Genomic DNA, 14270 nt, shown 5'->3' on the forward strand with positions numbered 1-14270 from the left:
ATGACCAAGATCGAAAACTACCTGCACGAGTTCCTGCTCGTGTTCTTTGTCAATCGGCGCCTGATCAAACGGGTGTTCCTGGGTTTCGCGGTGATCGCCCTGCTGCTGCCCCTGGTGCTCAAGCAGAGCTTCGAGATCACTGCCGAAGTCATCGTGCAGTCCAAGAAACTCTCGCAGACCGACGCCAACACCGTGCTCGCCCCGGACTCCGACAAGTTCATCCCGCCGTCGCTGGCGGACATGGAGACCGAGAGCAACATCCTGCGTTCACCCACGCTAATCCGCGACACCATCGACCAGTTGCGCCGCGAAGGCCAGTTCGGCGGCAGCGAGGGCCTGTTGACCCGGCTGATCGTCAAGCCGATCCGCAATGGCCTGATCGCCCCCCTGCGCAACCATGTGATCAACCCGGTGCGCGGTTTCTTCGGCCTGGCCGTGGACCCGGTGCGCGATACCAGCCTGGATGCCTTCACCGACCAGGCGGTCAAGGACCTGAAGATCGGCACCCTGCCCGGCTCCAACGTGATCTCCATCGTCTACGCCAGCCCCAATGCCGCCGAAGGCACGCGCTTTGTCGAGCGCCTGCTGGCCAACTACCTGAAGAACCGCCAGGACCTGCAATCCAACGAACTGCCCGAAGCCTTCTACGAACAGAAGAAGGCCCAGTACCAGTCGCGCCTGGATGACCTGGAAGGCAAGCGCCAGGCCCTGCTGGAAGCGGCCCACGCCTCCGACCCCAAGGAAGAGATCACCTTCCGCCTGAACGCCATCAACACCGAAGAGCAATCGCTCAACGGCTACCGCGACCAGGCCCTGGAGAACCAGCGCCGCCTGGATTACCTGCAGAAGAACCTGGCTGCCGCGCGCAAGGCCGGCCTCACCGACTACACCTTCCCCTTCGCCTTCGCCAACACCGTGGACAACGTTGCCTACGAAGACCGCGAGATCAAGCAACTGGGCGAACAGCTGACCAACCTGGTGAGCCAGTACGGCACCACCGCCGACACCTACCGCGCCGACAGCGTGCCCATGCAGCAGCAGCGCGAGCAGATCGTGCGGGCCCGGGCGCAGTTCCTCAAGGTGGTGGAAAACCGCGTGCGCGAGCGCAGCAGCGACTTACAGATCACCCAGTCGGTGATCGCCCAGAAGACCGCGCGGATCAACGACTACAAGGCGCGGGTGCGCGACCTGCAAGAGGTCCTGAGCAAACTGCGCCAGCTGGACACTGAAATCGATGCCTTGCACAAAGCCTTCTTCACCTACACCCAGCGCTACGAAGAGAGCCGTGGCGAGCGCCTGATCAGTGGCGAGCTGTCCAACGCGCGGGTCCTGAGCCAGCCTTACGAACCCAGCGAAGCGGCGTTCCCCAAGCCGATGCTGATCATTCCCCTGGGCCTGCTCACCGGCCTGCTGCTGGCCATTGCCCTGGGCTATGTCTACGAGTTCTTCGACCATCGCTTCAAGCACCCGGCCCAGGTCAGTGATCACCTCGGCCTGCCGGTGCTGATGGTGCTCAACGCGGTCGAGCAGCCCCAGGTCAACCCGTACCCGCGCTGGACCTGGCGCTGGGCCTGGCATTGGGCCAAACAGTGAGCGACCTGAGCATGGCCGCGCAGCCTATCGTGCACCTGATCCACAGCGGCGGTTTCTACGGTGCCGAGCGCATGCTGCTGGATCATTGCCTGGGCACCCCGGGGCAGCATCGGGTGGTGTTCATCAATGCCCCCGATGCGCTGCTGCAGCGTTTCGCCGAGGCCGGCGTGGCGAGCCACAACTGCCACTGCCTGCAGGAACTGCTGGCGCACCTGCGGCAACAGCCGGGGCTGCTCAACGCGCACAACTTCAAGGCCCAGGTGTTTGCCTGGGTCTGCGCCCGGCGCCTGCGCCTGCCCCTGGTCATGACCCAGCACGGCTTCACCCCGCGTAGCCTGAAACAGAAGTTCTACACCTGGCTCAGCCTGCGCCTGTGCCGCAGCCGCCGGGTGCGCCGGGTCGCCTGCGTGGCCCAGAGCATTGCCCTGCTGCACCTGGAGGCGGGGGTCGCCGAGGGCAAGCTGCGGGTGATCCCCAACGGCCTGCCGGAGCCGGCCCTGGAACTGCCGGCGAGCCTGGACGGGCCGCCGCTGCGCGAGCCCGAAGTACGCCGCGACGAAATGGAACCCTTGGTGGGTTTCGTCGGGCGCCTGAGCGCGGAAAAAGGCCCGGACCTGTTTCTCGATGCGCTGATCGACCTGTGCCAGCAGCGCCCTGCGCTCAAGGCCGTGCTGCTGGGCGATGGTGAACAGAACCAGGCCCTGCGCGAGCGCATCAACGAAGCCGGGCTGGCCACGCGCATCCTGCTGCCGGGCTATCAGAACGACATGCAGCCCTGGCTCAAGCGCCTGAATGTGCTGGTACTGAGTTCACGCACCGAAGGCACACCGATGATCCTGCTCGAAGCCATGCAGGCCGGCACCCCGGTGGTGGCCTTTGCCGTGGGCGGGATTCCCGATGTGCTGCAGCACCGGCACAACGGCCTGCTGGCCAAGCCCCTGGACAGTGCCGGGCTGGGGCGCTGCATCGGCCAGTTGCTGGACGACCCGGTACTGGCCGGGGAGCTGGCCAAGGCCGCCCAGGTCACCCAGCGCAAGCACTATCACTTGCCCACCCTGGCTCGCCGCTGGGATGAGCTGTACCGCGTCGCCAGAGAGAGCTCCCGAGTATGATCGCCGCTCCGTTCCTGGGTTTGCTGCTGGGCCTGGCCGCACTGTTGCTGCTGGCCAGCCCCTGGCCGTTTCTTGCGCCGCTGGTGGTGGTCGGGCTGTTCGGCCTGGCGCTGCTGTACCGGCGCCCGGGCTGGGGCCTGCTGGGGATCTGCGCCCTGGTGCCCTTCGAAGGCCTGTTCAAGGACAGCGCGTTCTCCGGGGCCAAGCTGCTGGGCGCCTCGCTGATCCTGATCATGCTGTTCAAGCTGTTGCTGCGGCAGATCCCCGACACTCGCCTGCGCAGCAACCTGTGGCGGGCCCTGGGGCCATTCCTGCTGTGCCTGCTGCTGAGCATGCTGTACAGCGAGAACCTGCTGGTGTCGCTGGACAGCCTGCGGGAGCTGGCAGTGGGCCTGGTGCTGTTCTTCGTCACCCTGCTGATTGCCCGGGAAGTCAACCTGCTGATGCTCTGCCGCCTGCTGGCGGTGAGCGTGGCCATCACCTGTGTGATCGCCCTGGTATCGGCCAAGTACCAGGTGGGCGGCCGGGCCATCGGCCTGTTGCAGGATGCCAACTACTTCGCCCTGCTGATCGCCATGGCGGTGCCGCCGGCGATCTTCCTCGCCCTGCGTTCGCCCCATTGGCCGGTGCGGCTGTTCTGGGTCGGCATCAGCCTGACCCTGATGGCCGGGATGACCAAGACCGACTCGCGCTCGGGCCTGCTGGTGGTGCTGTTCACCATTGCCATCGGCGTCTGGCACTACCGCGACCGGCTCAAGGGCCTGCGGCCCAAGCACCTGGGCTTCGCCATGTTCGCCGTGGCCATCGTCATTCCCCTGGGCATTGCCGTGCTGCCGGCGGAGTACGTGGCGCGGATCCAGTCCCTGAGCATGCTCAAGTCCGGCGCGCACTCGGCGGACACCTCCCTGGGCCGGCGCACCTCCTACCTGGTGGTGGGCGGCCAGATGATCCGCCAGAACCCGCTGCTGGGCTCGGGCCTGGGGACCTTCCCGATCCACTACGCGCAGACCGGCTTTGCCAGCAGCTTCTCGGAAAACATGAACGAGCCGGACCTGTTCCGCCGGGCCCACAACACCTACCTGGAGCTGTTCAGCGAGCTGGGCATTCCCGGCGGCCTGAGCTTCGTGGCGCTGATGCTGATGGGCCTGCGCAACTTCGAACGGGCGCGCCAGGGCTTTCTTGCCCGGGGCCAGCGCGAACAGGCCGATATCGCCACCCACCTGGGCCTGAGCCTGTTGGCCATGGCGGTGTTCCTGCTGTTTCTCAGCGCGCCGAACCACAAGTACCTGTGGATCTTCCTCGCCCTGTCCAGCGTCCTGCGCCTGCAGGCCGAAGACGCTCCCGTGCCGCGCCCGGCCCCGGCCTGACAACGCCGCGTGTAGCCACTGCCCCAGGCTGCGACAAGGCCCGAAGGGCCTTCTGGCCCCCAGGAGCAGTACCGACAGAACAGCAACACCGCGCCCTCACCCGGCGCCCACGACAACAACGCAATCTGGCCAAGGGAGGCAAAGATGCAAAGGATCAGCGTGATCGTGCCCATGTACAACGAGGCGCGTCACATCACCCGCACCCTGGACAGCGTGCTGCGCGCCGCCCGGGCGGCGACCCTGGACTGCGAACTGATAGTGGTGGACAACGGCTCCACCGATCAGGGGCCGCAACGGGCCCGGGAGCTGGGCGCGCGGGTGCTGCTGTGCCCGGGCATCGGCATCGGCGCCCTGCGTAACCGCGGTGCGGCGGTGGCCACCGGCGATAGCCTGGCGTTCCTCGACGCCGACATCGAAGTGCCCGGCAATTGGCTGCAGCTCTGGCAGCAGGCCCAGGCCGAGCGGCGTGCCGAGGTCTTCGCCCTGGACTGCGCGGCACCCGCCAGCGCCCCCTGGTTCGCCCGGGCCTGGCAGCGCCGCAGCCTGGCCGGCGATCCGCAACCCCGGCTACTGCCGTGGATGCCCACCCCCAACCTGTGCCTGCAGCGGGCCTGGTTCGAACGGGTCGGCGGCTTCAACGAGCAGTTGCGCACCGGCGAGGACAAGGATTTCGGCCTGCGCCTGCACGCTGCCGGCGCCCGCCAGTTGAGCCTGCCCCAGCCCCAGGTGCTGCATTGGGGCTACGAGGCCAGCTGGGCCGAATGGGCCGGCAAGGAACGCTGGCGCCAGGGCAGCCACGTGCAATTGCTCAAAGGCAGCGGCTTCAGCCTGCGCCTGTTGCGCTTTCCCCTGTTGTGCCTGGCCTGCGCCCTGCTCAGCCTCGTGGCGTTGCTGTGCCTGCTCGCGGGCCTGCCCGGCGCCGCGGGCCTGTGCCTGCTGCTGGGGGCGCTGGCGCCCCTGGCCCTGGCCGTGCGCCAGGGCCTGCGCCAACGCGACCCGCTGTTCGTCCTGCAACTCTGGCTGCTGCACTGGGTGCGCCTGCACCTGGGCGCCCTGGCCCTGGTGCAGGCCCTGTTCAACCGTTCTGCCGAGAGACCTGACCGTGGCTAAAATACTTTTCTGGCTGTGCCTGCTACTGCCTTTCTATGCCTGGGTCGGCTACCCCCTGCTGCTGGCCCTGCTCAGCCTGTTCGTCAGGCCGCGGCCGGTGCAGGAAGGCGCGCCGCTGTCGGTCAGCGTGATCATCGCCGCGCACAACGAAGGCCCGCACATCGAGCACAAGCTGCGCACCCTGTTGCAGCAGGACTACCCGGCCACCGACTTGCAGATCATCCTCGCCAGCGACGGTTCCAGCGACGACACCGTGGCCACGGCCCTGGGCGTGCGCGACTCACGGATCGTGGTCCTGGACCTGCCCCGGGTGGGCAAGGCCGGGGCGCTGAACGCCGCGGTGGAACTGGCGCGCAACGATATCCTGGTGTTCACCGACGCCGATAACCAGTGGTCCCACGACACCCTGGGCAAGCTGCTGGCGCCCTTGGCCGACCCGCAGGTGGGGGCCTGTGGCGGGCACATGATCATCCCCGACCCCGGGCACAACCTGAGCCTGGGAGACAGCCTGTACCGGCACTACGAGGCCTGGTTGCGCCAGGCGGAAAACCGCACCGGCTGCATGGTCTCCGCCGACGGCGCGCTGCTGGCCCTGCGCCGCGAACTGTTCCAGCGGGTTCCGGCCGAGGTCAACGATGACTTCTTCATCAGCACCTGCGCCCCGGTGGCCGGCAAGCGGATCGTCTATGTCGAGGAGGCCCAGGTGCTGGACCAGGGCGTGGACGAAGCCGGCAAGCAGTACCGGCGGCGCCTGCGGGTCACCGTCGGCGGCCTGCAGAGCCTGGCCCAGCGCCGCGAGCTGATGAACCCACTGCGCCACGGCGCCTACGCCATCGCCTTGATCAGCCACAAGCTGATCCGCCGCCTGGCCCCGGTGCTGTTGCTGCCACTGCTGGTCAGCAGCCTGCTGCTGTGGAATGCCGGCGCCTTCTACAGCCTGGCCCTGCTGGCCCAGGTGCTGGGTTACGGCGCCGGGATCATGGGCCTGCTGGACCGCCGCGGGCGCCTGCCCAAGGTGTTTCGCCTGGCCGGTTTCGTGCTGGTGACAATGGCCGGCATGAGCATGGGCCTCTGGCAATTTCTCCGCGGGCAGCGCTATGCCCTGTGGAACCCACAACAGAACCGCTGACATGAACCTCAAACTCAACCTCAAGCGCCTGCTGGGCAGCGCCTACTTGCACAGCGTCGGCCGCGCCCGCCTCAGCGAAGCCGGGGTGGTGCTGATGCTGCACCGGGTGCTGGCCGACGAGCAGGCCGCCCGCCGGCCGCACCGGGCGCCACTGTGCGTCGGCCAGCGCCAGTTCGAGCACCTGCTGCGCTGGCTGCGGCGGCATTTCGACTGTGTGCCGCTCAATCACCTGCTGCAATACCCCGGCGGTGACCGGCCGCGCCTGGCCCTGACCTTCGATGACGGCTGGCGCGACAACGCCGAGGTGGTCTACCCGCTGCTGGAGCGCTACGAGGTGCCGGCGAGCATCTTCCTCTCCACCGACTTCATCGGCAGCGCCCAGGGCTTCTGGTGGGAGTCCATCGGCGAAACCCTCTGGCTGCGGCCCGCAAGCGCCGCGGCCCGGCCGCTGCTGGAACAGTTGCAGGCGCTGCAACTGGCACCTGCGGCCGAACTGTTGCAGCCGGGTGACAGCGACGCCCGCAGCCGGCTCCTGGGGCGCTACCTGCAACGCTTGAAGCCCCTGCCCGGGCCCACCCTCCAGGCCCTGGCCGACAGTTGCCCCAACGAGCACGGCCCCCACAGCCTGGACTGGGCCCAGGTGCAGCGCCTGGAGCGTTCGGCGCTGGTGCGCTTTGGGCCCCACGGCGCCAGCCATGCCATTCTCACCGGCCTTGACGAGGCCGCGCTGAAAGCGGATCTGCAACGCTCCCATCAGGCGTTGCAGAACCATTGCCAGGCGCCGCTGGGGGTCTATTGCTACCCCAATGGCGACCACAATGCCCAGGTGCGCGCCGCCGTCGCCGGGCTGGGTTATCGCTACGCCCTGGGCACCCGCCCCGGGCTGATCGAGGCCAGTGGCAACCCGCTCCTGGCCTTGCCACGCATCGACGTCAGCCACGCCAGCGCCGCCCGCCCCGGCTTGCTGGCCTGGCGCCTGCTGCAGGGAGCCCGGGCATGAAGCGCGGCGGCTACCTCTGGCACCTGGCCCTGAGCATGGGCACGCGCCTGGCGATGATCGGCCTGCGGCTGCTGCGCAACGTGCTGCTGGCTCGATTGCTGGGCCCGGCGGATCGCGGCCTGTTCGCCCTGCTCAGCACCCTGCCGGACCTGATTGCCGCCCTGACCAGCGGCGGGCTGAACACCGCGGTCGGCTATGAAGCCGCGCGCCAGCGGCCCATGGGCCTGCTACTGACCCAGGTGCTGGTGTACGGCTGCCTGCTGGCCAGCCTGCTGACCCTGGCCGGGCTGGCACTGATGAACACCCTGGGCAGCCAGTGGGAACTGAGCCTGCAACTGGGGGACCTGGCCTGGCTGTTGTTGCTGGCGGTGCCCATCACCGTGCTCAAGAGCGGCCTGCTGACCCTGCACAACGCCGATGGCCGGGTCGAAGCCTTCAATGCACTGCGCCTGCTGGAATCCCTGGTGCCGCTGCTGCTGTTCGTCGGCCTGTGGTGGATCTGGCGCGACCAGCCGCTGTCGGCGGCCCTGGTCAGCTGGCTGGGGGGCACCTTGCTGGTGGTGGTGGTTGGCTGGTGCTGGTTGCGACGCTTCCACGACCTGGGCCTGCGCTGGCAGGCCGGGGAACAGGGCAAGCTGCTGCGCTACAGCGCCCAGAGCCACCCCGGGGTGCTGTCGCAACAATTGATGCTGCGTTCGGACTACCTGTTCATCGGGGCCCTGCTCGACCCCGCGGCCCTGGGCTGGTACGCCATGGCCAGCGCCGCCGCCGAGCTGCTGCTGATCATTCCCGAGGCGGTGACCACGCCACTGATGAAGCGCCTGCTGCAACAGGGGTCGGGCATCGAGCAACTGACCGCCCTGGCCCTGCGCCTGACCGCCACGGTGATGCTCGGCGCCTGCCTGTGCATGGCGCTGATCGGCCAGTGGCTGATTGTCACCCTGTTCGGCGCCGACTACGCCCCGGCCTACGGTGCCCTGCTGGCCTTGCTGCCCGGGCTGTTCGGCCTGTGCTACGCGAGCATCCTGCGCCTGGACCTCTTGGGCAAGCAGCGCCCCGGCACGCTGTCGCTGCTGCTGGCCGGTGGCGCCCTGCTGAACCTGGCGCTCAATGCGCTGCTGATCCCGTCGCTGGGCATCGTCGGCGCCGGCCTGGCCTCATCCATCGCCTACCTCGCGGTGAGCCTGGCCATGCTCGGCCTGTATTGCCACCTCAGCGGTGTGGCCTGGTACCGCACCCTGATCCTGTTACCTGGAGACATCGTCTACGTGCGCCAGTTATTGCGCCCTAAGGAAAGGCTTCAATGAAACCCTGTTCCCTGCTCGCCCTGATGCTGATCTCGGCGGCCACTGCCCTGCACGCCGCGCCCCTGCAATGGGGCGATATCCGCGACGGCAGCCTGTACCTGCAAGCCGAGGCCGGCGACACCCTGCACCTGCGCTGGAGCCCGGCCTGGCAGAGCGACGCCAACCAGGAGCAGCTGTACCTGCTGCGCCCGGACGGCCAGTTGCTGCAACAGCTGGAGATTCGCGCCGACCAACCCTACGGCCAGCGGGAAGTCCAACTGCCCGCGGCCCAGGGCGACTACCGGCTGCAGGTACCGGGCTACAGCTTTCGCAACTTCAAGGTCAGCCACGACAGCGCCACCCTGGCCCAGTTCGAACCGGCCAAGGTGCATTTCAGCGCCGACGTGCCCAGTGGCGTGGAGCTGTATTTTCGCGTGGCCGCCGGAGAGCAGGCGGTACTGGCGGGCAAGTATTACGGTGGGGTCAGCGTGCTCCAGGCCACGCGCCTGAGTGACCACCAGTTGCTGCGCCTGAAGCTGGTGGAGCACCCGCAGTACGGTCAGTTCGACCAGATCCAACTGCCGGTGGCCCAGCAGGACGAGGTCTGGCGCCTGTCCCTGGGCGGCTCGGGCAAGGTGGCGTTCTGGCTCGACGGCACCGCCAACCTGTTCGCCCAGGACCTGCGCCAGTTGCACCCGCTGCAATGGACACCGGGCCGGGTCGAGCTGAGCCTCAAGCCGCAGATGCGCGGCCCCAGCCCGCACCTGGGGATCGCCCTGCCCTATGCCCAGCCGCCGCAGTCGACCTTTGAACTGCTGCGGGCCCTGGGGCCGCGGGCGGCCAACTTCTACAGCTTCGTCGATGTGATCCAGCAGGAACCCCAGCGCGAGCTGGGCTTTCGCCGGCTGTACCGCGAAACGTTCAAGATCGACCGCGACATCACCCTGCTGGCGGGCACCGGGCGCCGGGCGGTGCTGGCAGCCGACAGCCAGAGCTTCGCCGGCCTCGACGCCTGGCTGGCGGACAGCGTGCGCCTGGGCAACCAGGGCCTGCACTACCTGGCGTTCGCCGACGAACCCAACCTCAACTACCCCAGCTACGCCGTGTTCGCCAGCTACTTCGGGCGCATGCTGGAGCACGTCAAGGCCAACCCCGAGGCCCGGGCCGCAGGTGTGCGCATTGCCATGCCGGTCAGTTCGCGGCTGCTGGACGGGCCGTTTCGCATCGGTGCCGGGCAGCGCCGCGGCATCGAATGGGCGCGCCAGTTGCTGGAGGCCCACGGCGCCGATATCGACGCCATGGCCTGGCACGAGTGGATGGTCCGCGACCTGCTGGCCACCCGCCGCTACCGCGCCAGCGTGCGCGCCGCCGCCGACCTGGTGGGCCTGGATGACCTGGGCCGGCCGCGCAAGGCGCTGTTGCTGAGCCAGACCAATATCTCCAGCGGCCCGGACCTGAGCCCCTATCAGCAGGACACTCACTACGCCGCCCTGTGGTGGATGTCGGTGGTGGCCAATGCCTCCCAGGACGGCCTGCTGGACATGCTCAACTGGTTCCAGGCCGCCGATGAGCCCGAGTACCCCAAGGGCATGCTGGCCCAGCACGACGCCCAGCGCTTCAGCCTGAAGCCGGTGGCCGTGGCCCAGCAATTCATCCAGCGGCACTGGCTGGGGCAGGTCCAGGCGCTGGACAACCCGGCCTTCGAGGTGGATGCCCTGGCACTGCGCGATGGCCCGCGCCACAGCCTGCTGGGCGTGACCAAGACCCCACGCGCGCAAACCATCGACCTGGACGGCGCCGAGCAGATCTGCCAGGCCGGCCCGAGCCTGGAACTGCTCGGCGCCGACGGGCACAGCCGCTCCGCCGCCGTGCAGTGCAGCAATGGCCGGGCCCAGTTGCAGGTGCCCGGTGAAACCCTGTTTGCCTTGACCTGGAAAACCCTATGAGTCGCTTGACCGGCCTGTTGGCCAGAATCCGCCGCAAGGGCCTGCGTGGCAGCCTGCGGGTGCTGCGTGAACGCTTCTTCTATTACCACTGGGAATTGCTGACCCTGGAACGCTCCCTGGCCTTGCCGGTGCCCTGCCCCATCAACCCCGGCCGCTGGCCCCAGGTGCCCATCACCCGCGAGCTGCTGCCGGCCTTCGACAAGTACTTCAAGGCGCAACTGCCGGCCATTCGCGGCCTGCTGGACAAAGGCAGCCGCGGCAGCGCACACCTGGATGAAAACGGCAACGTGATGATGATGGTGTGGATCAGCGAGCGCGATTACTACGACGACCAGTTGTACCGCTGCTGGATGCGCATCCCGCCGGGCTGCCTGTATCAGTTCGCCGGAGAGTGCGCGGTGCCGTATCGCGGCTCGGGGGTGGTGATCCTGGCGCAGAAGCTGCTTTGGGACGAATACCGCGAGCGCGGCTTCAAGGCCACCCGGGCCCTGGTCAACGTGCGCAACGAGCCGGCGCTGAAGATGCACATGCGCCTGGGGTTCCAGGAAGTGGGTGAATCCCTGCATGTCTACTGCCTGTTGCGCTGCCTGCACTTCCACCGCCGCCGGCCCTACCACCAGACACGCCTGCACCACCTGCGCCGCGGGCGCCTGGCACAGCAGCCCAGCGGTTCCAGCCCTATCGACAAGGAACGTTCGTGAGCCTGCGTTGGCAATGGTGCGCCAGCCTCTGCACCCAGGACTTTCCCGTGGCGGCCTATGAGCAACTGCGCCAGCAAGTGCCACAGGCCACGCCGTTCAATCGCTTGAGCTGGCTGCAGGGGGCGGAACGGGCCCTGGATCACCGGCACTTGCAGATCCTCCTGGGCTGGCACGGCCAGCGCCTGGTGCTCTGCCTGCCGCTGACCCTGGGCCGCGAAACCCGGGCCGGCCTGCGCCTGCAGGTGGTACGCCACCTGGGGCATCCGCTGAGCGATCGCCTGGCGCTGCTGGTCGCGGACCCGGCGCAAGGCGCCATGCCCGAGGTGCTGGAGCAGATCCGCCGGCAACTGCCCCATGACCTGCTGCAACTTCATGAACTGGTGGACGCCGAGCGCCTGCTGGCGCCCTGGCGCCGGGCCAGCTGGTACAGCGAACAAGCCCTGAGCTGCCGGGCGCCGGAACACCTGATTGTCGACAGCGACCGCGAGGAAGCCACCGGCACCTTGCGCTACGAGCTGCGCCGGGCGAAGAAACGCTGCGCGGAAATCGACGCTCGGGTGATCCGCATGGCGCCCCAGGCCGACGGCATGGACGGGGTGCTGGAGATGCTCCGCGAGGTGGAACAGGCCAGTTGGAAAGGCGCAGACGGGCTGGGGATCTTCTCCGGGGAGCTGCGCTGGCAATGGATGGCCAGCGCCCTGCGCGGCCTGGCCGCCGAAGGTTGTGTGCGGGTGGTGATGCTGGAACACCAGGGCCGTTGCATCAGCTATCGCCTCGGCCTGCTGGAGCGCGGCCGCCTGTACGACTACAACATCGCCTTCCTGGCGCAATACAAGAACCTGGGCAGCGGCCGGCTGCTGCTGGATGAGTGGATCCGCTGGGGGCTGGACGAAGGCTGGCAGTGGGTCGATGCCTCGCGGGTCAGCCTCAGCCGCTCCAGCCATCAGTTGCATGAACGCATGAGCGGCCTGGTGGAACACCAGCGCTGGAGCTTCTATTCCTGGCGCCCGCGAGCGCTGCTGGCCGGTACCGCCGAACGCATCTGGCAGTGGCTCAAGCCGCGCCTCAAGGCCTGGCGCGAACGGCGCCAGGCCAACACCGTACAAGGATCCCGCCCATGAACCGCCCCCTGACTGCCGCCCGGGCCCACCGGGTCATCGTCAATGCCGACGACTTCGGTCTCGACCTGGACTACAACCAGCTGACCCTGCGCGCCTTCAAGCGAGGGGTGATCAGCTCGGCGACCCTGATGGCCAACATGCCGGCGTTCAACGACGCCTGTGAACTGACCCAGCAGCACGGTTTGCTGGGACGCATCGGCCTGCATTTCAACCTCACCTACGGCGCGCCACTGAGCCCGGCGATGCGCCACCAGCCGTTGTTCTGTGACCCTCAGGGGCAGTTCGACCTGAACCTGCGGCGCTCGGCCCTGCGCCTGCCGGCCGCGGCGGCCGAGGCGGTGCGCGAGGAGTTGCAGGCCCAGTGGCAGCGCTGTGTCGATCAGGGTGTGCGGCCCAGCCATATCGACTCCCACCAGCACGTGCACAACCTGTGGCCGGTGGCAGCCATCGTCGCTCGCTTCGCCGCGCAGCAAGGGGTGCCGGTGCGCCTGGCGCGCAATGTGGGGGGCAACATCGGGCCCCTCAAGCGGTTGTTCAAGAGCGCGCTCAACCTGCGTATCCGCTGGTTGTGCGGGGCCGGGGCCCAGAGCGTGTGCACGCCCAGGGACCTGCTGGAGGGTTTTCGCCCGCCCGGCGTGATTGAAGTGGTGGCCCACCCGACCCAGCTGGCCGAGGGTGATTTCGGTGACGATTACCTGCCGGCGCAGCAGTCTCTGGAACAACTGCTGCAACAGGCATTGCCCGGGTATCAACGCATTGCCTACAGCGAGCTGTAAAAACATTAGCTCCCTATGCAATTTAATCGGCAATTAATCCGTCAGGCTAAAAGTGTCATTGACCGCGCTAGTTCAGAACAATCTGAAGCGCTGCGCGGCAAGTTCTAACGCCTGATTGGCGCGGAACTGACGTAGCCTGCATCGGAGAATTGCCATGAACCTGCGTATCGGTTTGACTGCCACCGCCCTGCTGTTGAGTGCCCTCAGTGGCCTGGCCCAGGCAGACAGCACCACCGCCGTGCCCTACCACTATGGAATGCCGCTGCATGTGGGCAAAGTGATCTCGATGACCGAACCTGCGACCCAGGAGTGCAAAGTGATCACCGCCGACATGAAGTTCATCGACAACCAGGGCAAGCCCGAGGAAATCACCTACAGAAAGATGTCGGATGCGTGCACCACCGATAATTGAGGCTGTGCAACACGCTCACACGGGGCCGCGCTGCGGCCCCTCATCACGCCCGGTGCCGATCGGCAAGCCGGGTTTCGCGGCGGCCTGGCGGCCCCCCTGTTGAATTCCCTACTCCCGAAGGCGCCTAGAATGCACGCCGCAGAGGGGCAACCTGGCGAGGGTTGTGCGCCAGGTCGTAGCGCAATTCGGCAATCAGCTCGTTGATTTCCCGACAGCCGTTGAGCTGCGAGGCATCGATGCCGGTAACCACCAGATCGACCCGGTCGGTTTGATGGTCGCCGAAGACCTTCACGGTCATCGACAGGTCGGGGCTTAGGGTGCATTGACAGCGTTTGGGCAGAAAGCTGCTTTCAATGATATTTCGCAGTTCAAGGGCAGATAGAAACATGGCGACTCTCTCCTTTGTTCGAGACGGCCAATCAATAGGCAAACAACCTGACAACAATGACGTCCGTGTTCGGTAGTGATCCGGGCCCGGTCTTGATCCTTGCAGACGGAGCCAAGCTACAGACTAAGCCGCTTTCCCGAGGCTGCTAAATTCGATTTCGCTCTGAGCACCGGGGTTTTTCGCTTGGTTGGCTGCCAGCCCATACCGGCCGCCGGCCTATCCCTCCATTTGCGTGCAACTGGTCTTGTTTCAAGGTTTTGCTCAATCGCGGGCCTGATTGATAAGGCAGCAGGAAACGTGCCTGGCCGGCAGCGCCACAGGGCCCTGCG

At 67.2% G+C, this 14270-nt stretch carries 13 protein-coding genes; 12 read left to right on the top strand and 1 reads right to left on the bottom strand.

Going from position 1 to position 14270, the window contains the following annotated elements; genetic code table 11:
- The 12 genes from F6S12_RS04930 to F6S12_RS04985 all read left to right on the top strand — a co-directional run bounded on the left by F6S12_RS04930 (position 1) and on the right by F6S12_RS04985 (position 13553).
- Positions 1 to 1593, top strand: coding sequence for a GumC family protein (locus F6S12_RS04930; RefSeq protein ID WP_065364094.1), 1593 nt, complete (start codon positions 1 to 3; stop codon positions 1591 to 1593).
- Between the two features lie 11 nt (positions 1594 to 1604).
- Positions 1605 to 2705, top strand: a complete 1101-nt coding sequence (locus tag F6S12_RS04935; RefSeq protein WP_015635671.1) for a glycosyltransferase family 4 protein — start codon at positions 1605 to 1607, stop codon at positions 2703 to 2705.
- Positions 2702 to 4072 carry an O-antigen ligase family protein gene (locus F6S12_RS04940; protein WP_015635672.1) on the top strand — a complete coding sequence of 457 codons (1371 nt, stop codon included), beginning with the start codon at positions 2702 to 2704 and terminating at the stop codon, positions 4070 to 4072. Before F6S12_RS04935 ends, F6S12_RS04940 begins: the two co-directional genes overlap by 4 nt.
- A 144-nt stretch (positions 4073 to 4216) precedes the next feature.
- Positions 4217 to 5182, top strand: a complete 966-nt coding sequence (locus tag F6S12_RS04945; RefSeq protein WP_123430743.1) for a glycosyltransferase — start codon at positions 4217 to 4219, stop codon at positions 5180 to 5182.
- The gene (locus F6S12_RS04950) at positions 5175 to 6311 is read left to right on the top strand and encodes a glycosyltransferase (protein ID WP_123430742.1); all 1137 of its coding nucleotides are present in this window, start codon (positions 5175 to 5177) and stop codon (positions 6309 to 6311) included. The genes F6S12_RS04945 and F6S12_RS04950 overlap by 8 nt, the downstream gene beginning before the upstream one ends.
- 1 nt (position 6312) lies before the next feature.
- Positions 6313 to 7311, top strand: coding sequence for a polysaccharide deacetylase family protein (locus tag F6S12_RS04955; RefSeq protein ID WP_311166035.1), 999 nt, complete (start codon positions 6313 to 6315; stop codon positions 7309 to 7311).
- Positions 7308 to 8618 carry a lipopolysaccharide biosynthesis protein gene (locus F6S12_RS04960; protein ID WP_125063365.1) on the top strand — a complete coding sequence of 437 codons (1311 nt, stop codon included), beginning with the start codon at positions 7308 to 7310 and terminating at the stop codon, positions 8616 to 8618. The genes F6S12_RS04955 and F6S12_RS04960 overlap by 4 nt, the downstream gene beginning before the upstream one ends.
- Positions 8615 to 10543 carry a hypothetical protein gene (locus F6S12_RS04965; protein ID WP_315868767.1) on the top strand — a complete coding sequence of 643 codons (1929 nt, stop codon included), beginning with the start codon at positions 8615 to 8617 and terminating at the stop codon, positions 10541 to 10543. Before F6S12_RS04960 ends, F6S12_RS04965 begins: the two co-directional genes overlap by 4 nt.
- Positions 10540 to 11244: a GNAT family N-acetyltransferase gene (locus tag F6S12_RS04970; RefSeq protein WP_053151729.1), complete on the top strand. Its 705-nt coding sequence runs from the start codon at positions 10540 to 10542 to the stop codon at positions 11242 to 11244. Before F6S12_RS04965 ends, F6S12_RS04970 begins: the two co-directional genes overlap by 4 nt.
- The gene (locus F6S12_RS04975) at positions 11241 to 12365 is read left to right on the top strand and encodes a GNAT family N-acetyltransferase (RefSeq protein WP_053151731.1); all 1125 of its coding nucleotides are present in this window, start codon (positions 11241 to 11243) and stop codon (positions 12363 to 12365) included. The genes F6S12_RS04970 and F6S12_RS04975 overlap by 4 nt, the downstream gene beginning before the upstream one ends.
- Positions 12362 to 13141: a carbohydrate deacetylase gene (locus tag F6S12_RS04980; RefSeq protein WP_041118275.1), complete on the top strand. Its 780-nt coding sequence runs from the start codon at positions 12362 to 12364 to the stop codon at positions 13139 to 13141. The genes F6S12_RS04975 and F6S12_RS04980 overlap by 4 nt, the downstream gene beginning before the upstream one ends.
- A 154-nt stretch (positions 13142 to 13295) precedes the next feature.
- Positions 13296 to 13553 carry a DUF2790 domain-containing protein gene (locus F6S12_RS04985; protein WP_011061381.1) on the top strand — a complete coding sequence of 86 codons (258 nt, stop codon included), beginning with the start codon at positions 13296 to 13298 and terminating at the stop codon, positions 13551 to 13553.
- A gap of 124 nt (positions 13554 to 13677) precedes the next feature.
- On the opposite strand, the gene F6S12_RS04990 is transcribed toward F6S12_RS04985, so the two are convergent.
- On the bottom strand, positions 13678 to 13941 hold the full coding sequence (locus tag F6S12_RS04990; RefSeq protein WP_011061382.1) for a DUF1652 domain-containing protein: 264 nt from the start codon (positions 13939 to 13941) through the stop codon (positions 13678 to 13680).
- Positions 13942 to 14270 lie beyond the last annotated feature (329 nt).

Origin of the sequence: Pseudomonas sp. JV245A (genome assembly GCF_032424515.1) — a bacterium.
GTDB lineage: Bacteria > Pseudomonadota > Gammaproteobacteria > Pseudomonadales > Pseudomonadaceae > Aquipseudomonas > Aquipseudomonas protegens.